General features: G+C 52.8%; 22 protein-coding genes and 1 pseudogene. 10 read left to right on the top strand and 13 right to left on the bottom strand.

All coding sequences use genetic code 11. The annotated features are described in order from the left end of the window. Window positions 1–87: 87 nt before the first annotated feature. From chvE to BLP47_RS00895, 10 genes are all read right to left on the bottom strand, one after another. Window positions 88–1,218 carry a multiple monosaccharide ABC transporter substrate-binding protein gene (gene chvE / locus BLP47_RS00850; RefSeq protein ID WP_249883351.1) on the bottom strand — a complete coding sequence of 377 codons (1,131 nt, stop codon included), beginning with the start codon at window positions 1,216–1,218 and terminating at the stop codon, window positions 88–90. Window positions 1,219–1,500: 282 nt separating this feature from the next. Then, the gene (locus BLP47_RS00855) at window positions 1,501–3,093 is read right to left on the bottom strand and encodes a xylulokinase (RefSeq protein WP_091849477.1); all 1,593 of its coding nucleotides are present in this window, start codon (window positions 3,091–3,093) and stop codon (window positions 1,501–1,503) included. After that, window positions 3,090–3,791 carry an L-ribulose-5-phosphate 4-epimerase gene (locus BLP47_RS00860; protein ID WP_091849479.1) on the bottom strand — a complete coding sequence of 234 codons (702 nt, stop codon included), beginning with the start codon at window positions 3,789–3,791 and terminating at the stop codon, window positions 3,090–3,092. Before BLP47_RS00860 ends, BLP47_RS00855 begins: the two co-directional genes overlap by 4 nt. Window positions 3,792–3,821: 30 nt before the next feature. Then, a complete protein-coding gene (locus BLP47_RS00865) occupies window positions 3,822–4,832 on the bottom strand; it encodes a LacI family DNA-binding transcriptional regulator (protein ID WP_172807161.1) in 1,011 nt (336 codons plus the stop codon). Further along, window positions 4,825–5,253, bottom strand: coding sequence for a hypothetical protein (locus BLP47_RS00870; RefSeq protein ID WP_091849483.1), 429 nt, complete (start codon window positions 5,251–5,253; stop codon window positions 4,825–4,827). The genes BLP47_RS00865 and BLP47_RS00870 overlap by 8 nt, the downstream gene beginning before the upstream one ends. Beyond that, window positions 5,250–5,615 (bottom strand): hypothetical protein, encoded by a 366-nt coding sequence (locus tag BLP47_RS00875; protein WP_091849485.1) that lies wholly within the window; start codon window positions 5,613–5,615, stop codon window positions 5,250–5,252. Before BLP47_RS00875 ends, BLP47_RS00870 begins: the two co-directional genes overlap by 4 nt. 27 nt (window positions 5,616–5,642) lie before the next feature. Continuing rightward, window positions 5,643–7,160 carry an L-arabinose isomerase gene (gene araA / locus BLP47_RS00880; protein WP_197672381.1) on the bottom strand — a complete coding sequence of 506 codons (1,518 nt, stop codon included), beginning with the start codon at window positions 7,158–7,160 and terminating at the stop codon, window positions 5,643–5,645. A gap of 102 nt (window positions 7,161–7,262) precedes the next feature. Then, complete coding sequence (locus tag BLP47_RS00885) at window positions 7,263–8,213, bottom strand: aldo/keto reductase (RefSeq protein WP_091849487.1); 951 nt, start codon at window positions 8,211–8,213, stop codon at window positions 7,263–7,265. A gap of 142 nt (window positions 8,214–8,355) precedes the next feature. Beyond that, a complete protein-coding gene (locus BLP47_RS00890; protein WP_371325797.1) occupies window positions 8,356–8,595 on the bottom strand; it encodes an alpha-L-arabinofuranosidase C-terminal domain-containing protein in 240 nt (79 codons plus the stop codon). 45 nt (window positions 8,596–8,640) lie between these two features. Beyond that, window positions 8,641–9,510 (bottom strand): helix-turn-helix domain-containing protein, encoded by an 870-nt coding sequence (locus tag BLP47_RS00895; protein WP_091849491.1) that lies wholly within the window; start codon window positions 9,508–9,510, stop codon window positions 8,641–8,643. Between the two features lie 91 nt (window positions 9,511–9,601). Here BLP47_RS00895 and melA point away from each other — a divergent pair, with 91 nt between their 5' ends. The 5 genes from melA to BLP47_RS08620 all read left to right on the top strand — a co-directional run bounded on the left by melA (window position 9,602) and on the right by BLP47_RS08620 (window position 15,469). Further along, a complete protein-coding gene (gene melA, locus BLP47_RS00900) occupies window positions 9,602–10,984 on the top strand; it encodes an alpha-galactosidase (RefSeq protein ID WP_091849493.1) in 1,383 nt (460 codons plus the stop codon). A 178-nt stretch (window positions 10,985–11,162) separates the two neighbouring features. Beyond that, on the top strand, window positions 11,163–12,485 hold the full coding sequence (locus BLP47_RS00905; RefSeq protein ID WP_091849495.1) for an ABC transporter substrate-binding protein: 1,323 nt from the start codon (window positions 11,163–11,165) through the stop codon (window positions 12,483–12,485). Between the two features lie 73 nt (window positions 12,486–12,558). After that, a complete protein-coding gene (locus BLP47_RS00910; protein WP_249883354.1) occupies window positions 12,559–13,482 on the top strand; it encodes a carbohydrate ABC transporter permease in 924 nt (307 codons plus the stop codon). Continuing rightward, window positions 13,479–14,315, top strand: coding sequence for a carbohydrate ABC transporter permease (locus tag BLP47_RS00915; protein WP_091849499.1), 837 nt, complete (start codon window positions 13,479–13,481; stop codon window positions 14,313–14,315). Before BLP47_RS00910 ends, BLP47_RS00915 begins: the two co-directional genes overlap by 4 nt. A 962-nt stretch (window positions 14,316–15,277) precedes the next feature. Continuing rightward, window positions 15,278–15,469, top strand: coding sequence for a D-arabinono-1,4-lactone oxidase (locus tag BLP47_RS08620; protein WP_157671308.1), 192 nt, complete (start codon window positions 15,278–15,280; stop codon window positions 15,467–15,469). A gap of 5 nt (window positions 15,470–15,474) precedes the next feature. Here BLP47_RS08620 and BLP47_RS00930 read toward each other — a convergent pair. The 3 genes and pseudogenes from BLP47_RS00930 to BLP47_RS00940 all read right to left on the bottom strand — a co-directional run. Next, window positions 15,475–15,899, bottom strand: a pseudogene (locus tag BLP47_RS00930) (TIM barrel protein); the annotation flags it as partial. A gap of 92 nt (window positions 15,900–15,991) precedes the next feature. Next, window positions 15,992–16,708, bottom strand: coding sequence for a hypothetical protein (locus BLP47_RS00935; RefSeq protein ID WP_091849505.1), 717 nt, complete (start codon window positions 16,706–16,708; stop codon window positions 15,992–15,994). A gap of 396 nt (window positions 16,709–17,104) precedes the next feature. Beyond that, window positions 17,105–18,148, bottom strand: a complete 1,044-nt coding sequence (locus tag BLP47_RS00940; protein WP_091849507.1) for an NAD(P)-dependent alcohol dehydrogenase — start codon at window positions 18,146–18,148, stop codon at window positions 17,105–17,107. A 156-nt stretch (window positions 18,149–18,304) separates the two neighbouring features. Between BLP47_RS00940 and BLP47_RS00945 the strand changes: the two genes are divergently transcribed. From BLP47_RS00945 to BLP47_RS00965, 5 genes are all read left to right on the top strand, one after another. After that, window positions 18,305–19,276 carry an alpha/beta fold hydrolase gene (locus BLP47_RS00945; protein ID WP_091849509.1) on the top strand — a complete coding sequence of 324 codons (972 nt, stop codon included), beginning with the start codon at window positions 18,305–18,307 and terminating at the stop codon, window positions 19,274–19,276. 9 nt (window positions 19,277–19,285) lie between these two features. Then, window positions 19,286–19,927, top strand: a complete 642-nt coding sequence (locus BLP47_RS00950; RefSeq protein WP_091849511.1) for a Pr6Pr family membrane protein — start codon at window positions 19,286–19,288, stop codon at window positions 19,925–19,927. Window positions 19,928–20,014: 87 nt separating this feature from the next. Then, the gene (locus tag BLP47_RS00955) at window positions 20,015–20,494 is read left to right on the top strand and encodes a glutathione peroxidase (RefSeq protein ID WP_091849514.1); all 480 of its coding nucleotides are present in this window, start codon (window positions 20,015–20,017) and stop codon (window positions 20,492–20,494) included. A 9-nt stretch (window positions 20,495–20,503) separates the two neighbouring features. Then, window positions 20,504–20,887: a (deoxy)nucleoside triphosphate pyrophosphohydrolase gene (locus BLP47_RS00960; protein WP_249883355.1), complete on the top strand. Its 384-nt coding sequence runs from the start codon at window positions 20,504–20,506 to the stop codon at window positions 20,885–20,887. Window positions 20,888–21,016: 129 nt separating this feature from the next. Continuing rightward, window positions 21,017–22,645 carry an ABC transporter substrate-binding protein gene (locus BLP47_RS00965; RefSeq protein WP_091852771.1) on the top strand — a complete coding sequence of 543 codons (1,629 nt, stop codon included), beginning with the start codon at window positions 21,017–21,019 and terminating at the stop codon, window positions 22,643–22,645. The last annotated feature ends 9 nt before the right edge of the window (window positions 22,646–22,654 follow it).

Here is a 22,654-nt window from a genome sequence, read left to right on the forward strand (position 1 = left end):
ATGCCTTGTTGCGTATCAGATTAGCTGGGAAACCTGCCCTCAAGATTGCTCTTGAGGGCAGGTAACCGTTTACTACCTTGCTGCTATTTAGCCTAGGTCTGCTTCTGCAATGTAGCCAGAGTCAACTAGAACCTCTTTGTAGTTGTCAATGGTGACAATGTAAGGGGTTAGTAGGAATGAAGGAACAACCTTCACGCCGTTGTCGTAGGTGGTGGTGTCGTTGGTCTCTGGCATTTCGCCATTTAGCAACGCAATCGCCATACCTGCAGCAACTCCGGCTAGCTCACGGGTGTCCTTGAAGATGGTCGAGTACTGCTCGCCAGCCAAGATTGACTTGACGGAAAGTACTTCTGCATCCTGACCGGAGATGGTTGGCATGGTCGCGTAACCCGCGTCGGTTAGAGCTGCGATGATGCCGCGGCTAATACCGTCGTAAGGTGACAAAACGCCGTCAACTTTTGCATCAGCGTAGTTACCAACCAAAAGGTCTTCCATACGCTTCTGAGCTACAGCGCCGTCCCAACGAAGGGTTGCGGCCTGCTCAATGGTGGTCTGGCCTGACTTGACTACTAGAACTCCCGAGTCAATTAGTGGCTGTAGAACGCTGATCGCACCGTTGAAGAAGAAGAATGCGTTGTTGTCGTCCAGTGAACCAGCAAATAGCTCAATGTTTAGGGGGCCTGCAGCGTTTGGACCGTCAGCTGAGGTGGAGTCTTCAGATGCGTAAACACCCATTCCAACTAGCAATGAGGTTGCCTGCTGAACGCCGACCTTGAAGTTGTCGAAGGTTGCGTAGTAGTCAACGTTCGCACTGCCAACAATTAGTCGGTCGTAAGCGATAACTGGAACGCCTGCATCGGCTGCTGCCTGAAGTACGTCAGTTAGCTGAGTACCGTCGATAGCTGCAATGATTAGTGCCTTTGCACCCTTGGTTAGCATGGCCTCGAGCTGTGCTACCTGGGTTGGGATGTCGTCTTCTGCAAACTGAAGGTCAACCTCGAAGCCAGCGGCTTCCAAGGCGGACTTTACGTTTTCACCGTCTGAGATCCAGCGAGTTGAAGACTGAGTTGGCATCGAAACACCAATTAGTCCCGACTCAACAACTGCTTCTGTTCCGGTCGTTGCAGTTGTGTCAGTCCCAGTCGTGCTTGCGCAACCGCTTAGGACTAAAGCAGCTACAGCAACCGTGGCTGTAATGCCTAGTAGTTTCTTGAACAAATCTGTTCCTTTCATTTTCGGTTGGACCCCCGAAGAATTTGGATCTGTATCGCGTCCAGCTCGCACAGATTGCTTCATGCCAACATTGCCTAAACAACTGGCTATGCGAGCAGTTCTATTGAAAGAAACCATTAGCTGTAACCATTTTGTTACCGCTAACATCTTCTACCAACGCATTTCTACACCACATTTCGGTCTCTCGGGTTGATTTTTTGAATTCTGAGTGGTGTTTTTGATTACAAATCCATCACAAAATAACGCCCCTGCCACCCGAGCCCAATGTTACTGGATGGATTTAATAGCTTGGGCCATCACCGGCAGTCCCATTCGGTAGTCGGTGAGGTAACGCTCAAACCCAGCAACCTCTTCGGGGTCTGCCAAAATCGTGACAACCTCTTGCTCACCAAAGACCCTGGTGTTCAAGAACTCGCTCAGGCTGGTCGCTGATGATCGAGAAAACGCTGCCAACAACGCCATGCCCCAAGGGCCACCCTCGGAAGCACTTTCAGAAACCGAAACCGGCGCCGAGATTGCAGCCGACAGAATTCTTTGAGCAACGCCCTTGGTTCTGAAGATGCCGCCGTGGGCGGACATCTTCGAGATCTGAACGTTCTCCTTGGCCAAGACCGCCATGCCCAAACTTAAGGTGCCAAATACCCCGTAGAGCTGGGCCAAAATTGCGTTTGCCAGGCTGAATTCGCTGTCGGGTTTGCGAATAAACAGCGGCCTGCCCTCTGAAAGACCAGCGATCGGCTCACCGGCGAGATAGTTGTAAGCCAAAAGGCCGCCAGCGTCTTTTTGACCGCTCAGGGCCTCTTCGAATAAGAGCTCGTAAACCTCATCAGAGCTCAAGGGGTTTCCCGAAACTTTAGCGAAGCGGCTAAACATTCTCACCCAGGCCGCAAGCTCACTGGCTCCGTTATTGCAGTGCACCATTGCAACCGGGTCGCCAACCGGAGTGGCGACAATGTCGAGTTCGTGGTGGACCTTGGTTAGTTCCCGATCCATCACCACCATTGCAAAGATACTGGTGCCGGCGCTCACGTTTCCAGTGGTTGGAGCCACTGCATTGGTGGCAACCATGCCCGAACCGGCATCTCCCTCGGGAGGGCAAAACAAAACCCCGGCTTTTAGCGATCCGCTTGGATCAAGCAGCTTCGCCCCAGCCTGCGTCAGCGAACCGGCACTCTCGCCAGCCACTGAGACTTCGGGTAAAAGACTCAATAGATTGCCTCGCAGAACCCTGGAGGTCTCCAGTGCATCAAAGACTGCTAGCAACTTTGCGTCGTAGGACTTATTGGCTGAGTCGATTGGGAACATCCCCGAAGCATCGCCAATGCCCAGCACTTTATTACCGGTGAGCATCCAGTGCACGTAGCCGGCCAGCGTGGTTATGAAGCTGATGTGTGGAACGTGCTCGGATTTGTCCAATACGGCCTGCTGCAGGTGAGCAACAGACCAGCGCAGCGGAATGTTCACACCGAAAAGGTCGGTGAGCTCTTTTGCGGCTTGCGAGGTAGTGGTGTTTCGCCAGGTTCTAAAAGGAACCAGTAGCTGGTCTTTTTCATCAAAAGCCAAATAGCCGTGCATCATTGCCGAAACGCCAATGGCGTTCAGGCTTTGAAGTTTGATGCCGTATTGCTCTTCGACATTGTGCTGCAAGTCTTTTATGGTGGCGGCTAACCCCTGCCAGATGGAATCTACTGAGTAGGTCCAATAGCCATCCCCGAGCTGGTTCTCCCAATCATGGGTTCCAGTGGCCAATATCTGGTTCAGGTCTTCGCCGATCAGGGTTGCCTTGATTCTGGTTGACCCAAGCTCAATGCCTAGGGTAGCTTTGCCGGCATCGATTAGTTTTTTGATTGATTCAGTCATCGCCTAGCATCCTCCGATTGTCCATAAACATTTTGGTAGCGAAGGTAAAGCGAATCGATTGCCGCTTGCTCAAGAGGCACAAGCGCGCCACCCTGTCTTGCAATTTCAACCGTTCGAGCTGCGTCCTCACACATCACCGCAGCCTTGACTGCATCCTTGGGGTTTATACCGATAGTGAAGGGGCCGTGGTTTTTCATTAGCACCGCTCTGGAGCGGTGGGTTTTTAGGGTCGCAACTATTCCCCGGCCGATTGAGTCATCGCCAACGATCGCAAATGGGCCAATCGGAATGGGGCCGCCAAACTCATCGGCCATGCCGGTTATCACACACGGAATCTCTTCCCCACGAGCCGCCCAAGCGGTTGCATATGTTGAGTGGGTGTGGACCACGCCACCAACTTCTGGCATGTTGCGATAGACATAGGCGTGGGCGGCGGTGTCGCTGGATGGAGACCTTTCGCTACCCAGGGTTCCTTGCAGAACCGAACCATCCAAGGTGCACAGAACCATGTTTTCTGGGGTTAGGTCATCGTAGGAAACACCAGACGGCTTAATCACAAAAAGGTCATGGCCCGGGACGCGACCCGAGATATTTCCCCCGGTCCAAATCACCAAACCGTAGCGGGTGAGTTCTGAGTGCAAGTCCGAAACCTGCTGGCGCATTGCTTGCACTTCCGCAACTAAATCAAACTCATGCATGCTGCGTCTCCTTTTGATTTTCCAATGCCGCTACCTTGGGGCCGGCCCGGTTGAGTCCCTGATCACTAAATTCGGTACCAGTCTGTCGAGCTTTCTAACAGACTTTCCGGAAATCTCGTCAAGTAGCAATTCCATCGCCCTTAGCCCCAGCTCTTTGAAGTCTTGTCTGAGAGTGGTAAGCGGTGGCCAGGTGTATTGGGTTTCTTCTAGGTCATCAAAGCCCACGATGCTCACCCTTTTCGGAACCTCAACCCCGCGCTCTCGCATGGCATGCAAAAAACCAATCGCCATGCGGTCATTGGCGATAAAAAGGCCCGTGATTCCCCTGGCCTCCAGATCTAGCGCATGACCAATGCGATACCCGGTCGAAAGCTCCCAGTCCCCCTCGATGATCATTGGACTTAGTCCAGCGTTGAGCATTGAAGAGGTGTAGCCGGCGGACCTGGTGGTTGACTCAAACCAGTTCTTTGGGCCGGAAATATGCAGAATGTTTTGGTGACCGAGCTCGATTAGGTGCTCGGTGGCAGAGACTCCTCCGGAAAAGTTATCCACCGAAACCGCTAACTCATCCATTCGATACATCGAATCCAGCGTGACAACCGGGATGCCAGCCACCATTTTGCGCACTGCTTCCACCGCCTCCGCCTGCGGAGTGATGACCGCCATGCCCTCGATGCCAAGCTTCATGAGATGCTCTATACCCTCATTGACCGAAGCCTCAAGGTTCGGGTCGATGCGGCAGGTCACCACGTAGAAGCCCTGCGCCCGAGCGGCAACCTCCATAAAATGCACCATCGACGCTGGCCCGGTGAAGTCAGTATCAGAGGCCAAAATGCCGAGCATGTGCGTTTTAGAAGAGGCCAGTGCCCTGGCGGCAAGGTTTGGCCGATAGCCCAGATTTTCCATGGCCTCCAAAACCCGCGACTTGGTTTCTTCTCGGATCGAAGGATTGTTGTTTAGCACCCTCGAGACGGTTTGGTGAGACACTTTTGCGACCCGTGCAACGTCGTAAATGTTGGGCTGCTTAGACAGGCTATCCACCAAGGGTGCTCCTTAGCCGAACAGTAATTTCGTCAATTTCGGCATTGAAAGACTTCACCTGGTTTGGCAATAGCGCCAACCGAAACTTCATTCTCACCTTAGATTCCTTTTTGCCCGCAGCGATTTTGATATCTATTTCGCCGAGCGACTCGGTCACTAGGACGACTCTTTTGGGCAGGGTGATCATCGAATAGCTTGCGCCATATTCCAAGTCCTTGGATTTGTACTTGAGCTTGGCCCCGGTTTGAAAATCAAACTTATAAAACTCTCCCAGCCAGCCATCCAAACCAAACTTAGTAATAAAGGGTGCCAAAAGGCCTGCAAGCTCAAGATTGGAGGAAAGTTCTAATTCGCGCTCAGTCACTGTCTTTTTTGGATCTGGCTTTGGTGACTGGGCGAAGCCGACAAAGTTGTCGGTCATTTCTTTGTGCGTTCTCTAGCTGCGAAGGTGTAGGCCGCCACCCCAAACAAAATGGCAATTGCCGCGTGGGCCATAAACATCAGAACCGTGAAGCTGGTGAATGGGTCGCCCCCAAGAAGCGGGTTCAGCCACAACAGCGCAACTGGAATAAAGAAAAACCCGAACCAGGCCCTAGACTGTATGGCCAAAAAGACCATCCAGGCCGAACCACCCAGGGCAAAAAGGGTCATGTAGAGCGGGTAACTATCGCCAACTTGGATAAAGGTTTGGCTCGCTAAAAAAAACGCAAGAACAACCGCGACCCAACTCGGGGCCGGGTCCTTTGGTCTTTTACCAAAGAGAGTCCAATTCGCTTTTTCCACAGCTAAACCCTACCTAGAAGCCCGCGACTAAACGTTTCTATTAACCAAGCGGTGGTAGGCGCTGGACCACTGCAGCTCTTTGCGCAAACCCTTGGAGGTAGTGCTCGAATCGATCTCCACCAATTCAACACCGGCAATCCTGGCAAAGTCTTCCAGGGTCTCTTGGCTGACCGAGTTGGTCAAGACGGTGTGGTGTGAACCACCAGCGAGCATCCAAGCTTCGGCAGAAACTGCCAAGGATGGCTCTGGCTCCCAGACCGCCCTGGCAACCGGAAGCTTTGGTAGATCCTGAGTCGGCTCCACGATCTTAATCTCGTTTGTGATTAGGCGGAAACGAGCACCCATGTCGGTTAGGCAAAGCACCCTGCCGGCTGAGGGCTTGGCGGTGAAGACCATGCGCACCGGATCCTCTTTGCCGCCAATGCCAAGCGGGTGGATCTCGATCTTGGGCTTTTGTCCCGAGATGCTCGGGCAAACCTCGAGCATGTGAGCGCCAAGGACCTTGGGGGTCCCTGGACCAAAGTGGTAGGTGTAGTCCTCCATGAATGAGGTGCCGCCACCTTGCGGTGTCATCGACTTGGTGATTGCTAATAGGGCGGCGGTTTTCCAGTCGCCCTCGCCAGCAAAGCCATAGCCATCAGCCATCAGGCGCTGAACTGCAAGCCCTGGCAATTGGCGCAAAGTGCCAAGATCCTCGAAGTTTGAAGTGAAGGCGGAATAGCCACCCTGTTCAAGAATCGCCCGCAGGGCTATCTCGATCTTGGCGCTGTATTGCAAAGACTCATGCCTAGCCCCACCGAGACAAAGCTCGGCTGCGACCTCGTACTCGGCCTGATACACCTCACAAAGTTTGTTGGCATCGGCATCACTAACTCCGAGCACGGCATCGGCCAGTGCATTCACGCTCAATTGCTCGATTGACATACCAAAGGTAATTTGCGCGGCAACCTTGTCACCGTCGGTCACTGCCACGTATCTCATGTTGTCGCCAAAGCGAGCCACCTTCAAATGCTGAGATTTATCCCAACCGAGAGAGGCCCAAGCCCAGGAATCAACTTCCTGCTGAACTCTTGCATCGGTTGGAAAACCAACCACAACCTTGCGAGCGATGTCCATGCGGCTCAGGATGTGGGCATACTCTCGATCACCATGAGCAGCCTGGTTGAGATTCATAAAGTCCATGTCGATTGTTGCCCAAGGGAGGGACTGTCCAGCCTGGGTGTGCAAATGCAACAGCGGTTTTTTGAGGGAATCCAGCCCATTAATCCACATCTTGGCCGGAGAAAAGGTGTGCATCCAAGTTATGACGCCGACACACTCGGGGGCCAAGGTGGCCCCTTGAAGCGCAGCCTTAATCTCTTCGGTGGTTTTTACCACCGGCTTCCAGACAATTTTGAGAGGTGCGTTCACGCCGGTGGATAACTGATCCACCACCACCTGAGACTGCTCAGCAACCTGGCGAAGTGTTTCTTCGCCGTAGAGGTTCTGGCTTCCGGTTAGGAACCAGATTTCCTTGGGTGCTGCGGCCATGTTTGATTCCTTCATCCGTGATGCTCCTAAAGCAGATATTTCTTTATATTAGAAGTGACATTTTTCGTGAGAATACTCAAATACCAATGGTGAACAACCACTCTGTTGCAAACCCTGCTAGCGGTATTCCGGCTTCGGGGTTAGCTCTTCTGAGACCGGTATCTCGGTTGGCAAATTACTACTGAGGTATTCAAAATCTTGCTGGCTCAATTCGATCTCGGTGCTCTTCGCGCAGTCCAGAACACTTTCCATCCGAGTTGCTCCCGGTATTGGAATGATTGTTGGCGAATAGTGCATCAACCAAGCCAGTGCGATGGCAAATGGGCTAGCGGAGTACTTTTCGGCCATCTGCTCAAAGGAACTGGCCCCAGAAATCTCACTCTTGGCTCTGGTGCCGCCAAGTGGTGACCAAGGCAAAAAGGCGATGCCGTACTTCTCGCAAACTGCCAACACGTCAAGATCATGCCGATAGCGCGGGCTGAACTCGTTTTGAATAGAAACAACACCACCTTCACTCGGGGTGCCGCCCATCTTGACCGCAATCTCGAGTTGCTTGGCGTCGTAGTTGGAAACACCAATTTGATCAACGATGCCAGATTGCTTCAGAGCCAAAACGTTCTCAAACTGCTGCTCAAAAGAAATGGTCGGATCTAGCCGATGGTGCTGCCAAAGCTGAATCTTCTCCACTCCAAGCCGGCCAGCAGATGCTTCGGCAGCCCGCAATAAGTAATCCAAACTGGCGTTTCTGCCAAATTTTTCTCCTGGTTGGCGAGCGATGCCAGCTTTGGTGGCGATGACAATCTTGTCTTTTTGCTCCTGGGTGCCGGACCAGGTTCGAAGCGCCTCGGCGACAAAGCGCTCGTTATGACCAAAAGTGTCCCAGGTTGGGGCATACATATCGGCAGTGTCAAAGAGTGTTATGCCGGCATCCATGCCTGCATGCAGCGCTGGAATCGCAGATTCTTGTCGAAGAGTTTCGTCAAGAGCGGTTCCGCCAGTCCAAGATGGATTCATGCATCCGATTCCAACTGCGGAGACGTGCCACGGGCCGAGTTTGTTTTGTTTCATCAGATCTCCTACTTGGTTTGTCTTCCCTCAGGGTAAATCATTTGATTGCACTCTAGGGCTATCTTTGCCTATTGGTTCTTTGGGGGGAGACACCACAACTCTTTGGAAGCTCACGCTCATGGGGTTGTGGTGTCTAAATCAGCTACCCAAAAGCGATAGCAGTCCAGGAAACTGGCTGTAGTTCGATGTGAAGGACACCGGCCACAATTTTTGCCGAGGAGTTCTGCTGCATTCCCACTCTTTCAGGGTCCGCCAGCGTGTTTGCTGCATTCACGTCTGAATCAAAAAGACTCTCTGCGCTTAGACGAGCTAAGCCCTCCAGGTCACGAAGACCAATTGATACAGAGAGCGTCTCCGTTTGGGAGCGATTCACCAGGAAGATTGAACCGGTCCCAGCTTGCTCATCAAAACTTGCCGCTGCATCTGCTCAGCGATGGAGGGCTCGGTACTCGCCTGGCGAGGAATCGCAGATCCTCATGAAGTGCGCGTAAAAGCTACTCTGCGACCCAAAGCCCGCCGTGGGTGAGATTTCGCTAGTGCTGAGCGTTGTGGTTACCAAGAGGCGTTGCGCCTCCGAGACCCGGCAGCCAGTAATGAATCGGCCGATTGTTGTCCCGACTGCACGTCGAAATAACGACATGGCGTAATGGCTGTTGAGATGAACAGAGTCGGCCACATCGGCAGTGGTGATCGGCTCACGAAAGTGCGCGACTATAAATTGAGCCATCGCGGTCACTCGCTGCATCGAATCTGAAGCTCCGGATCCCGCTAGGGTTAGAGCTGAAACCTGCTCGGTAGATCTTCGGCGATACCCGAGTAATCGTCGCACGAGAGCGTGTACCTCGATGAGTGCGATTGTCTCGTAGTTCTCGTCCTCCAGCTCCTGCATCCAGCTCATGAACATCGATTCGACATCCCGACCGGCCGCTCCGGCGGGCACGATCACTGGGCTGCCTTGAAGCAGGTCGTTGAGATCTTGGGTTGAGAGCCCCCAGCGGAGTACGGTACTCAATGGAACGTGGAGCCAGCAGCTGTCACTATCCTCCTCGAGAGAGGACTCAATTAGGCGATGAGGGGTCGCACCCCAGAACATCGCGAGGTGCCCGGCCGGAACTTGGATGCGTTCGCCCCCGAAGAGGTAATCGAGACAGCCGCGAAGTACGAAGTTGAACTCAAGATCATCGTGTCGATGCGAGCGCGCCATCCTAGGCGCCTGTCCGCGACGAGTCCAGATGGCTGGAACGAGGGTATCTACGAAAGAAGGCCCCTCAGACGGACCACTCGCAGTAATAGTCATTCCTCCACCCTAGCAGGCGACCTGAGTATCCTGGAGTAAATACAGCTCAAGACGGAGGTTCCGAACCATCGCCCATCAGTATGTTCTGAATATGTATTCTAAAACTCGACCTCCAAAAATCACCATCATCGGCGCTGGAGGCTTTGTCTTCCCCTTCCGCCTCATCGGCGATCTCGTTAGCTTTCCGGCGCTCCAGTCGAGCACCTTGTGCTTGATGGATCTGGATCCAGAGCGCGCCGCTCGCACAGCCAAGGCGGCGCGGGAGCTTATCGGACATCACGGGCTCGACACCACTATCATCGAAACGACCGACCGCCGTGAGGCCCTCCGGGATGCCGACTTCGTCATCATCACATTCCAGGTCGGGGGAATCGACTCCTATCGCCACGACGTCGAGATCCCCCGCAAGTACGGTGTTGACCAGACCGTCGGGGACACGGTCGGCCCGGGCGGGGTATTCCGGTTCCTACGCTCCGTCCCGGCGTATGAGGCCATTGCCGAAGATGCGCTTGAACTCTGCCCGAATGCGCAGTTCATCAACTACGCCAACCCGATGGCGATGGCCACTGGGTTCCTCAACGCCAAGGGGCTCTCAACTATCGGCCTTTGCCACAGCGTGCAAGGCACCACACGGATGCTCGCGAGAACTCTCGACGTCCCATACAGCGAGCTCAACTACGTGTGCGCCGGAATCAACCACCAGGCGTGGATCCTCAGATTCGAGAGCGGAAAAGAGGACCTCTACCCACGACTGCGCGAGGTTATGTCTGAACTTCACCAGCGTGGACGCGCGGCGACTGACCTAAATGATGATGACGGCGACCACAGTGAAGCGGCTGATGCATCGAGCAACTACGAGGGTGGGAACGAGCAGGTCCGGACGACCATCATGAACTCGTTCGGCTACTTTCAGACGGAATCCAGCCATCACGCCTCCGAATATATGCCCTACTTCCGCAAGGACCCGGAGACGGTGCTGGAGTACATACCCGAGCGCTGGGACTACTACGAAATCTGCGTCGCACACGATGTGACGGGCGACTTGGAGCAACAGCTTGAAAAGCTCAAGGCCAACCTTGAGCCGTCGGTCGAGTACGGGGCAAGCATTATCAACTCCGTCGTTACTGGCGTGCCGAGCGTCGTCTACGGAAACGTTCCCAACGACGGTCTCATTTCAAACCTTCCACCGGAGGCCTGTGTGGAAGTTCCGTGCCTCATCGACCGAAATGGGGTGCAACCGGTCGCCATCGGGGCGCTCCCACCCCAGCTCGCGGCACTCAATCTATCTAACATCAGCCTGCAGACTCTGGCCGTCGAAGCTGCACTGACTGGGAATAGGGAGCAGGTTTTTCACGCGGTCGCCATGGACCCCCTCACGAGTGCGATTCTCACGCTGGACGACATCCAATTGATGACCGAGGAGCTCTTCGAGGCTCACAAGGCATTGCTGCCGCCGGCACTGACCGCACGATAACGCGAGAGAAGCCGCGGATCGTGGCACTAGCCACCCTCCGACGGAACGGCGCAAAATCGAACAACGGATGACAAAGGAGTCACTTTGGAAAAATGAGCGCGCTACATGAGAGCCTAGGGAATAAGAATTAATCTCTTACCTCACTGGGCGAATATCTGATCAATGACGAGGAGATAAAATGAAAATGAAAATGAGACGAATTGCAACCGTTGCCGCAGTGACTATGACGAGCGCGATCTTGCTCGCGGGTTGCTCTGCGGCAAATCCCAATACGGGCAGTGATGACGCTGAGGTGGTCTGGAACGAACCAACGGCGAGCCTTGAAGGGGTCACGCTCGATTTTTGGACAGCGACGACAGCCGCGTCCTTGGCCGACCAGGTTATAGACGCCTTCGAGAAAGCAACTGGCGCGAAAATCAACGTGATTATTGTCCCGGATATCTATGAAACCAACGCCCCCACGCGCATCGCCACAGGCGCCATTCCAGATCTGGCGATGTGGCAGCCGACCGCAAGCATGCTTGCGTTGCTAAAACCGGAGAGCGGACTCCAGAACTTTGACGAGGCGCCGTGGATCGACTCGTTGACTCCCGCCGTGCAGGAGCTGGGCAAGGTTGATGGCACTCGGTACGCCGCCTTTGTGAGCTCGCCATCCGTCATCGGCATGTATTACAACAAGAAAGTGTTCGCGGAAGCTGGAATTGATGAGTTGCCTGACAGCTTTGAAGAGCTAATGAAGGACGCGGATGCAATTAAGGCTTTAGGTATTGCGCCGTTCTTCGGAGCAGTCGGAGACCAGTGGCCGACCCAGTGGTGGCCGCAGGTGCTGCTCGCCGAAGAGGTGCAGGACGGACTGTGGGACCGGGTGAATGCCAATGAAGAAGGCTTCGACGATGAGACGATCCAGGCAGCCATCCAGCAGTACAAGGACATGCTTGACGACGGTTACTTTAACGATGACAATCTGACCTCCACTTTTAGCGAATCCGGCCCAGCATTGCTCTCAGGCGAAGCCGCCATGGTATTGCAGGTGAACCCTTTTATCTCCCTGCTGCAGGCGAGTGCCGACACTGCCACCATCGATAAGAACATCGGCTGGTTCCCGATCTCGCGCGACGGGAACGTCGGGATATCCATTCCCGGCGTAGAGAACGCGGTCGTTGCTCCGAAGACCGGCGACGCGAAGAAAGAAGCGGCTGCCCGTCAGTTCATCCGCTTTTGGCTCGAGACGGGCTACGCGGCTTACATCGAAGATGCCGGCGCCATTTCGATTCAGCCCAACGTTGAATCGCCGACCGGTGTGCCGGCAATCGCCCAGCTCGCCGCCGACGCTCTCACCAACTCCGCCGGCTCCATGCAGCAGGAAGCTGTAGCCAACCCCGACCTCTATGTCTTCCTAGCCAACATGGCCCAAGGAGAGATGACGCCTCTCGAGGTGGGGAAATCGACCCAGTCGCAGTTCGCGCAAGTCGCTGCGGCCCTCGGCATCGACGGCTTCTAGCACCAGACAATCGACCAGGACGGAGTGAGTCTTTGATGGCTCGCTCCGTCCTGGCACCATGGAAAGGACCATCGTGGCGAAACTCATCGCCGTTCCCAACACCCGGCGGACTGGGAAGAGCTCGGGCAAGCGTGCCGAGAGGTCCCACCCGATAGCCTTCCTGCTTCCTGCGTTTGTTGTGCTCGTGCTGTTCTTCTTCCTGCCGACCATCTTCAACTTCGTGTATGCCTTCACCGACTGGTCGGCGTTCAAAAGCGACGTCGCCTTCGTCGGTACTAAGAATTTTGAGTCGCTCATCGCGGACGGCACGTTGTCCTCGGCTGTGCGCGTTACCCTGATTTACGCGGCCCTTGTCGGAATCATGCAGAATCTGTTCGGTCTCGGTCTCGCCCTTATGTTTGAGCGAGACACACGAGTCAACCGGTTCGGTCGGGTGATTTTCTTCATACCAGTGCTCATGTCCGCACTCGCCGTTGGATACATCTTCCAGGCGTTGCTCAAACCCAACGGTGCATTGAACGGCATCTTGAGTTTCTTCAGCGGCCATGAGATTGATATCCCTTGGCTTGGCGACACCACGTGGAGCATTGTCGTTGTGGCGTTTGTCAACTCCTGGAAATGGGCTGGCCTCGCTATGATCATCTATCTCGCTGGCCTCAAGACGATCTCCGAAGACGTTCTTGAAGCGGCACGCATGGATGGTGCAGGGCCATGGAAGACGTTCTTCTCGATTAAATTCCCGTTGCTCGCGCCAGCCGTGACCTTTAACTTTGCGACGGCGCTGCTCGGATCGCTCAACGCATTCGACACCGTTCTAGCGACAACTGAAGGCGGGCCAGCGCAAACCACCGAAGTCGTGAATCTCTACATTTTCAGGGTCTTTGGCCAGGGCTTGTTCGCCCAAGCGACGACGATGAGCCTCGTCTTGTTTTTCATCGTGCTCATCCTCGCGTTCCCGATTGTGACCTGGCTGCGAAGAAGGGAGCGCGTAATTTGAAAAATCGCACTCACGCCTGGACGCGTTACGGGCATCCGACCGCAGTTTTGTTGTTGTGCTTAGTCGCGGTCGGCCTGCCGGTATGGCTCGCTCTTGTCACTTCAGCAAAGTCGCAAAGCGATGCCAACATTCCGAATCTTTCTCTACCAACCGAGTGGTATTTACTCGAGAACTATGCTCAGGCCTTCAGCCAAGGAGAGGTCTGGGAGGGTCTGTTTGGTAGCTTGCTCGTTATGGTGCCTTCCGTTATTGGCGTGATTCTGTTTGGATCGCTTGCATCGTGGATTCTTGCCCGACGAACCAGCCGCTGGGTGGCAATCGCGTACTCAGTTGCGATCAGCGGGGTCATCCTGCCGCCGGCGATCGTGACAGTTGTGCTCTTGCTTCGTCAACTGGGTCTCGCTGGCACGCCTGGCGGCATGATCATGGTTTACATGGGCATGTACATGTCGATCGTGATCTTTTTCATGACGGGCTTTGTGCGAACAATCCCCGTGGAATTGGAGGAGGCAGCACGCATAGATGGCGCAGGTCCGTTCCGCACCTTCTTCCAAGTGATCTTCCCTTTATTGAAGCCTGTTATCGCGACCGCGACGATTCTCGTGTGTCTCTACATTTGGAACGACGTCTTCTATTCATTCTTTGTAATTAGCGGCGGAGATACGACGACGCTCCAGCTGAACCTCTTTCAAGTAGCAAGCAGTAATCTGTATCAAAACAACTGGAATTTGATTTTCGCTTATGTGGTGATTTCGAGTCTTCCATTGTTGATTGTCTTCATCTTCGCCCAGAGGCGAGTTATCTCTGGAATCACTGGTGGCGCCGTCAAGTAGGACGGATTCAATTGGCCGTCGCAAACAATCGCGGGGTCAGAGTGCACTACCAAGAGCTACTGCAGTCCAAGACACCGGAGGTAAATTGATCTGCAGATCACTTTCAACTCGAATTACAGAGGCATTTTGCTTCATCCCAACCCGTTCAGGGTCGGAAAGGGTGGTTGCTCCTTGAGTGTCCGAATCGAATAGGTTCTCTGCACTAATTAGACTGAAGCCCTCCAGGTCAGGAAGACCAATTGATAAAAAAGAGTCTCCGCTTGGGAGCCCTTTAGTCGTTGACAAGCGCGATGAGATTTAGAGTAGGGGGAGGATGGCCTGCAGCAAAGAAGCTCCAGCTGGTCTGGTAATAATTAGGATAACGACGCTTACGAGTTGTGCCAGGGACTCACTAGTGCCTCGGGCTGGGTGTTGGAGCAACGAGCCAAAAATGACCGCTTCGGCGACACCGTAGAAATCCTTAAGGAGCCGTGGGGATTTTTGACTAATTTCCTAACAACTGATTGACCACACATTGCAAAAACACAGATTCGTGTCATGATGTCAAGTTCTGAGCACTGTCCTGGGTTCTTATTTTGAGATTGGAATTGCTGAATTTCCAGCTTTTTGCCAAGGGGCAGAAAGTAGTGAGCAATGAGAAATTTGGGCGGAAACATTGAAGATGGTCCCGCAAATGTCGTGGCCCAAGAGATCCCAGGGGGTATCTCAGAAGCTCTTCTAATAAATTGAGCCAAAATTAACCAGACATGGGTAAAGAACTAAATCTGTGATTTATTCGCCAAAACCAACCCTTATGAAATAACTGCCCAAAACAATTCCCTTGAGGAGTTGGCCCCGGGAGTTGGAGGAAACCTGACTGGGCAAGGTGGCGTTGCCGGATCCTGGCTTGATCGACTCCCCCGCTTCAGACTTGAAGCCACGCCAAGTGCTGGGAGTGAGATTTAGAATCTGTTTCGAAAGCAGTGAATTTATTCGAGGGGGCCCTTGCCCTGTTTGAACCAATTCCACACTGGGGTAGGGTTCACCACTTTGATCAAGAGCAGCCTGCAATCAGTCACCCAAAGCACGTTCAGGCTCGAGCCGTCTTCGATTCGCTGGACCCAGCCGGCAAATTCAGCAGTGAATACCTCCGAAGCTTAGAGTTCAGGAGATAACTAAGTTCGCTGCCTGTTTTGCAGCGCCTAGCGCCCCCCCACATCACAAAGGTTTCTGCTTTCATTTGAGCGGCCAGGTCGATGTTGCGAAGCACTTTGCGCAGCGCAAAGAGTCTGACATCACGGTCATTGCTGGTGAAACCGCCGTCTTTGAATACCCGGTGGGAGAACAAATTTGTGGTTATCGTCGGCACTTTCATGCCGGTCTCTTCGCAAGAGCCGGTGAGTCTCGCTATTTGAAGGTCGCGGGATTTATCATCCGCGTCGAGTGGGAAAAGATCGTCATCATGAAAAGTCTGGCCGTAGGCACCGCCTCGACCACATCTAGTTCGCCCCTGGTCGGTGATCCAAACGGATCAGCCCCGGTCCATCCAACAGTCCAGAGACCAAATGTGAATTTGTCCTTAGCTGTCGCCTCGTAATTGCCCATGATCACTCCTTTGGAAAAAGAATTGAGTTTGTTTTTCTTTCCTGAATCGTAGTTTCAATTTTTGGGTCCAATCAATCCGCGTCAGCAGGCTTTTAGATGTTTCTTACTCCCCAGACGTAGCTGAAACTTTCACCTGGCGAAAGCACCTTTAGTCCGGCTCCAGTGTTGAAGGCGTCAGCTGCGCAGGTTTGAGGCTCTATGGCAACCGCACGCACCCGACCATCAGCCCAATTAAATGATTCGGTCGTATAAACCATGAGCCAATCAGCTCGCTTTTGCCAAACCTCAATGCTGAAGTCTTGAGTCCTCAAAACAGCCGCTCCCTCAGCGATACCAGAAAACTGCAGATCTAGCGGAAGAGACTCTATTGGGGTGCGGATTCCCTCACCAAAACCAAGCTCGGTTGCGGGCACTTCTTTCAATGGAATCATGTCCGGGCCGTGAATTGCTCCGGCTTTGGCACGGACCTCAAGTGTCGATGTTGAATCAAAAACAAAGAACGGGTGAGTACCTAGTCCAATAGGCGCCGAGCCTTGTCCAGTGTTGGTCGCTACTGTTTCCACCTCAAGACCAGCTTCAGAAATAGAAAAGGTGATCTGCACCTCTAGATTCCAAGGAAAACTAGGTCTAGGCTCCACAGCGCTGACGAGGGTCAGCCGGTCAGTTTCCTGAGATAGAACATTGGCTGGTAAATCAAACAACAATCCGTGAAGGGCATTGCCAAGGGGCTCATTGATCTTTGCCTGATATTCGACACCTTCAAATGTGTAAGCCCCGCCCGCGATTCGATTAGGCCACGGGGCTAGCATTACCCCGTGGTAGGGGTGTGGTTATGCCGCGGGTTCTGGAATTACAGAATGGCTCACTAAAACTAGCGACCGAAGTGCAGAACCAGCAATGTTTATGGTCGCACTGGAGCTACCGGCAGATATCTTGAAGCTTTCCATCTCAGCACATCCTCAATGAAGACTAATAAATCAGACTTTGGATACCCATTGGAGCATATGATTCAATTTTTCCTTGGCGTAAATTGGTCCCACCTGAGCAATCACCTAGAAAGAGATCGGGTAATTAGGCCCCTCCTGATTAGAAAATCATTCGTACTCAATAATCACAACGCTCGAAAAATTCTCAAAGGCTTTCGTCTAGCCAGCTGGAAAACGCCTAGAGGCGTGATTAGCTTTTAAGCCATTGCTTGGAAACTGCTAGATAGTGGCCGCATCAATCACAAAGCGATACTTAACATCACTGCCAACAACGCGCTCATAGGCCGCGTCGATGGCAGCAGGGTCTGTGGCATCGACCATCTCGATGATTGAAACGATGTTGTGCTCGCCACAAAAATCAAGCATCTCTTGGGTGCCGTGAATACTGCCGGTGTTTGCACCTGCGATTGACTTCAAGCCAGTCACAAGACTGAATGGGTTATAGCTCTGGTCTGTGCCCGGCAAACCAACGTTCACCAAAGAACCGCCAACCATCAGCATTGCCAAAAGGGCATCGACATCTAGGTCGGCACTGGTGGTATTCAGGATGATGTCGAAGAAGTCTTTGTGGGTTTCCATGGCGTCCACGGTGATCAGATACTCAAGAGCGCCCATGTCCTTGGCATCCTGCGCCTTATTTGGTGAGTGGCCAAGGACGTAGGTCTCGGCCCCCATTGCAACGGCAAACTTCACTGCCATATGACCCAGACCACCGAGGCCCAAGATTGCGACCTTCATGCCCGGTCCGGCTTTCCAGTGCTTCAAGGGCTCGTAAACGGTGACACCGGCGCATAAAAGTGGTGCTGAGGCTGCAAAATCGATGTTGGTTGGCACTTTTAGAACAAAGTGTTCTTTCACAACGATGTCCTTGGCATATCCACCGTAGGCGACTTCACCGTCGTAGTGCTTGCCGTTATATGTCTGGGTATTGCCGGTCCGGCAATAGTTCTCCCTGCCCGCGATACACGGGTAACAGGTGCCGCAAGAATCCACAAAGGTTCCAACGCCAACTCGGTCGCCCACCTTGAACTTGGTTACTGCCGAGCCAACCTCGGTCACCTCACCAACAATCTCGTGACCCGGCACCATTGGGAAGATGCCCTCTGACCATTCATCGCGCACCTGGTGGATATCGGAGTGGCAAATACCGGAAAACTTGATGCTGATCGCCACGCGATCGGGAGCCATTGCCCTCAGTGGCATATCGCCCTTTTCAAATTTTGCTGAAGGGGTCTTAGAAATAAGCGAACGGGTATTTGGCATTGATTGCTCCTTGAGGTGTCCCTAAAGGCTAGCTCAGTTTCAGCTAGCCGAAGCCAAGAGCTGTGACCAAAGCGGGATGGTCGACCTGGTTTGGGGCAAAGATATCTGATTTATCGCTAGCGGTATTGGCAAATACCTGTCTAAAGTTTCTAAAGAATGAAAAAACGTAGCAAAATAATTCTCGGCTCCCTCCTGGCAATTGTGCTGGTGGGGCCGTTTCTGCTCCCGGTTGGAACCTCGGGAACTCTGGACAATAAGGCCGCGGCCGAGCTGTCCTGGGGAGCGGAATCAAAGTTTGTTGAGGTCCTGAGCCACGAGGTCCATTACGTGGAGTCGGGTAGCCCGGATTCTGACCGGCTGATTCTTTTGCTGCACGGTTTCGGAGCTAGCTCCTTGACCTGGAAGCCGATCCTTGAACCGCTCGGCGAATTCGGTCACGTGATTGCCTACGACCGTGCAGCCTTTGGTTTCACCGATCGCCCTACCAGCTGGGAAGGCGTCAATCCCTATTCCTCAGCTGGGCAGCTCGCTGTGATTGATTCACTAATCGATAAATTCGGCCAGGGTAAGAAGGTCGTGATTATTGGCCACAGTGCCGGCGGAGCACTGGCCTTGGGCTATGCATTAGACCACCCAAACACCGTCACAGCTTTGGTTCTTGAGGCACCTGCGGTTTATGAAACCGGCGGAGCGCCAGATTGGCTCAATATTCTTTTCAAGATTCCGCAGCTGAACCACGTTGGGCCGCTATTGGTTTCTTCGATTGCCGAGAGCGGGCTCTCAGTTTTAGACCAGAGCTATAACGACAAGACCCAAATAACTCAAGAGACCAGGGATAACTACACGGCACCACTTAGGGTAAAGGGCTGGGAACGAGGATTCTGGGAGTTTAATAAAGCCGACAAGGCCCTGAGTCTCACCGAGCGCCTTTCTGAATTCAAGGTTCGGACTCTTGTGATTACAGGCGACAACGATCAGATTGTCGCCACCGATAACTCGATTCGTCTCTCTGGAGAAATGCCAAGCGCTGATCTCACAATTATTCCAAATGCCGGTCACCTACCAAATGAAGAAAAACCCAAAGAATTCCTGAACGCCCTAATCGGTTTTCTTGAGCAATCCAAATAGGGTTTGTGAATGACTTATAAATCCTTTTTTGGATCGTTTAGATTGCTTTTGGGAATTGCCCTTTTAGGCTCAGTGGTTTGGCAGATTGCGGATCGAATAGCAAATAATTTATTTCGCCCCCTCGAATACTTCACCTACTTGAGCATCGACTCAACAATCTATGCCGGGGTTGTGCTTTTGATTTCTGGAGCACTGCTATTGAGCCACAAAAGAGAAACTACTCGGGTGAACGTGATTCGCCTCGGAGCAACCGTGGCGATGATCGTAATTAGTGCCGGGTATCACCTATTTTTAGGTGATGCTTCGGGAAGTCCGCTAGATGTTGGTTACGACTGGCCGGTATTACCGAACCTCATAATTCACACCTATGGACCAATTCTGGTCACCCTTGACTATCTTTTATCCGTCAAGGGGCCAAAGACAAGCCTCTCAAAGGCGCCATGGCTTTTGATTTTTCCACTGATCTGGGTCACCTACTCAATGATCCGCGGTTCCATCGATGACGTGTGGCCCTATTGGTTCCTGAACCCCGGTGAAGTAGGGGTTGGCGGGGTTGCAATTTACATAATTGGCTTTGCAATCTTTGGACTGGGCCTTGGCTACACCCTGCTGGCACTTCGGCGCCTCATCCAAAAAATAACCGGTCACTAAATCTGACAAACATTCACCCTCAGCCCAGGCTTAGGATTTGTCTTCATTCGCGAAATTATTTCCCAATTGAGGCGGTTGTTTAGACATATGGAACTAACTACGAAACTCACAATGCTAGATGGCTCTGAAAAGAGCTTCCAGGACTACGCCGGCAAGGTTGTCATGGTGGTAAACGTGGCATCACGCTGCGGCCTTAGCCCGCAGTATGAGACTCTCGAAGAGCTCCAGCAAAAGTACCAAGCACGTGGTTTCACCGTGCTGGGGGTCCCTTCAGGTTCTTTTAAACAGGAACTCAAGGATGATGACGCAATTGCAGAATATTGCTCCACCACCTGGGGGGTTAGCTTCCCAATGACCCAAAAGGCCGAGGTTAATGGCCGCAAGCGCCACGAACTTTATAAGTCTTTGGTGAAAACCAAGGATTCTCACGGGCTCGCAGGGCCAGTGATGTGGAATTTCGAGAAGTTCATAATCTTGCCAAATGGCGAAATCCACCGCTTCAGGCCAACCACCAAGCCGGACGACGAGGCGATCGTTGCCCTGATTGAGGCGAACCTACCCGAGTAATCTTTGGCTATGCCTATAAATGTAGTTGCCGCCATCATTCAAGATGAGGACGGCAACTTTTTTTGTGCCAAGCGCGGCAGTTGGAAATACACCCCCGATAAGTGGGAGTTCCCCGGCGGCAAAGCCGAAGAGGGGGAGTCGTTAGAGCTGGCACTAATTCGCGAAATTAAAGAAGAACTAAACGTGGACATCAAAATTCTGCGACTCTTTGATTCCAGTGTCACCGGCGACATCAAATTGATTTGTTTTGCGGCGGAACTTTTGGGAGACAAGCCACTTTTTTCAACAGACCACTCAGAGCTTGCCTGGGTTAGTGAAAAAGAACTCTCCAAACTTGATTGGGCAGAAGCCGATTTGCCGGCTCTCAGAAAACTGCTTATGCCTTTTTGCTAGCCGGCATTATTGACCCGGAGGTCTCCGTTAGCTAACTATTGGTACCCGGTTTAGAAATTCGGTCTAATATTGGGTGGCAATCCGTGCAAAATTGGGGTACTTCCCTTTTTCCTAATCAAGGAGATCTATATGAGCAACAAGTCTCACAAGCTTCTGGTTTCGGTAGCCACTCTGAGCACCGCACTTCTGGTTTTATCCGGTTGTGCAGCCTCAGAAACCGAACCATCCGCTAGCAACACAACCGATGGGGCTGCAAGCCCGATCTCAATCACCGTTGGAACCACCGATAAGGTCACTGCACTTGACCCAGCTGGCTCCTACGACAACGGCTCATTCTTGGTCATGAACCAGGTCTTCCCGTTCCTATTGAACTCAACCCCTGGTAACGCGGACATGGTGCCAGACATTGCTCTAAGCGCTGAGTTCACTTCACCTAAGCAGTACACCGTGACCTTAAAGCCTGGTTTGAAGTTTGCTAACGGCAACGATCTAACCTCTTCTGATGTTAAGTTCACCTTTGACCGTCAGGTTGCGATTGCCGATGAAAACGGCCCTTCCTACCTTTTGGCCAACCTAGAGAGCGTTGACGCGCCGGACGCAACAACCGTTGTCTTCAACCTAATTAGCGAGAACGACCAGGTTTTCCCCGCAGTTCTTTCCTCACCTGCTGCTCCGATTGTTGACGAAGAAGTTTTCTCCGCAACTGCATTGACCACTGACGATGAAATCGTGGCTGGTAACGCCTTTGCCGGCCAGTACGTAATCACCGCCTATAAGTTCAACGAGCTAATTCAGTTCACCAAGTATGAGGGTTACCAGGGTGTCTTGGGCGCTGCTGAGAACCAGACAGTAAACCTAAAGTTCTACGCTGATTCTTCGAACATGAAACTGGATATCCAAGAAGGCAACATCGACTTGGCTACCCGCTCGCTATCGGCAACCGATGTTGAAGACCTCTCAACCAACGAAAACGTCAATGTAATCACCGGTCCAGGTGGCGAAATCCGCTACATCGTTTTCAACTTCAACATTCAGCCATATGGTGCAACCACCGCAGAAGCTGATGTCGCAAAGGCAACTGCAGTTCGCAAGGCTGCAGCTCACCTAGTTGACCGCGAAGCAATCTCCACCCAGGTCTATAAGGGCACTTACCTGCCACTTTGGTCCTACGTGCCACCAGGGCTTCCTGGTGCCAACGAGTCCCTAAAGGACCTTTACGGTGCGACTCCAGATGCTGACGCCGCCGCAAAGATCTTGGCTGACGCCGGGGTTGCGACTCCAGTTGCGCTAAACATCCAGTGGAGCCCGGATCACTACGGTCCATCTTCGGGAGACGAGTACGCACTAATCAAGAGCCAGCTCGAAGCAACCGGCTTATTCAAGGTGACCCTGCAGTCAACCGAGTGGGTTACCTATGCTCAAGAGCGAAGTGCCGATGTCTACCCAGCTCACCAGCTCGGCTGGTTCCCTGACTACTCAGACCCAGAGAACTACCTAAACCCCTTCTTTTTGGAGGGCGGTTTCCTAAACAACAACTACAACAACGAAGCTGTAAACACTCTTCTTCGTGACCAGATTGTCACTTTGGACAAAGCTGAGCGTGCTGCAAAGATCGAAGAAATTCAGAACCTAGTTGCTGATGACCTATCGACCTTGCCACTGCTTTACGGTGCTCAGGTTGCAGTTGCTGGTAAAGACGTCAACGGCGTTATCTTGGATGCTTCATTCAAGATGCGCTTTGGCACAGTCACCAAGTAATTAGCTAAT

The sequence above is a fragment of the Candidatus Aquiluna sp. UB-MaderosW2red genome, assembly GCF_900100865.1.
Lineage (GTDB): Bacteria > Actinomycetota > Actinomycetes > Actinomycetales > Microbacteriaceae > Aquiluna.

Coding starts and splice junctions, on each gene's coding strand:
- BLP47_RS00870 (WP_091849483.1), bottom strand. CDS start 5,253: ATGACCGACAACTTTGTCGGCTTCGCCCAGTCACCAAAGCCAGATCCA.
- BLP47_RS00955 (WP_091849514.1), top strand. CDS start 20,015: ATGGAACTAACTACGAAACTCACAATGCTAGATGGCTCTGAAAAGAGC.
- BLP47_RS00895 (WP_091849491.1), bottom strand. CDS start 9,510: ATGACTATTACTGCGAGTGGTCCGTCTGAGGGGCCTTCTTTCGTAGAT.
- BLP47_RS00965 (WP_091852771.1), top strand. CDS start 21,017: ATGAGCAACAAGTCTCACAAGCTTCTGGTTTCGGTAGCCACTCTGAGC.
- araA (WP_197672381.1), bottom strand. CDS start 7,160: ATGAAGGAATCAAACATGGCCGCAGCACCCAAGGAAATCTGGTTCCTA.
- BLP47_RS00950 (WP_091849511.1), top strand. CDS start 19,286: ATGACTTATAAATCCTTTTTTGGATCGTTTAGATTGCTTTTGGGAATT.
- BLP47_RS00945 (WP_091849509.1), top strand. CDS start 18,305: ATGAAAAAACGTAGCAAAATAATTCTCGGCTCCCTCCTGGCAATTGTG.
- BLP47_RS00905 (WP_091849495.1), top strand. CDS start 11,163: ATGAAAATGAAAATGAGACGAATTGCAACCGTTGCCGCAGTGACTATG.
- BLP47_RS00960 (WP_249883355.1), top strand. CDS start 20,504: ATGCCTATAAATGTAGTTGCCGCCATCATTCAAGATGAGGACGGCAAC.
- melA (WP_091849493.1), top strand. CDS start 9,602: ATGTATTCTAAAACTCGACCTCCAAAAATCACCATCATCGGCGCTGGA.
- BLP47_RS00940 (WP_091849507.1), bottom strand. CDS start 18,148: ATGCCAAATACCCGTTCGCTTATTTCTAAGACCCCTTCAGCAAAATTT.
- BLP47_RS00855 (WP_091849477.1), bottom strand. CDS start 3,093: ATGACTGAATCAATCAAAAAACTAATCGATGCCGGCAAAGCTACCCTA.
- BLP47_RS00860 (WP_091849479.1), bottom strand. CDS start 3,791: ATGCATGAGTTTGATTTAGTTGCGGAAGTGCAAGCAATGCGCCAGCAG.
- BLP47_RS00885 (WP_091849487.1), bottom strand. CDS start 8,213: ATGAAACAAAACAAACTCGGCCCGTGGCACGTCTCCGCAGTTGGAATC.
- BLP47_RS00935 (WP_091849505.1), bottom strand. CDS start 16,708: ATGCTAGCCCCGTGGCCTAATCGAATCGCGGGCGGGGCTTACACATTT.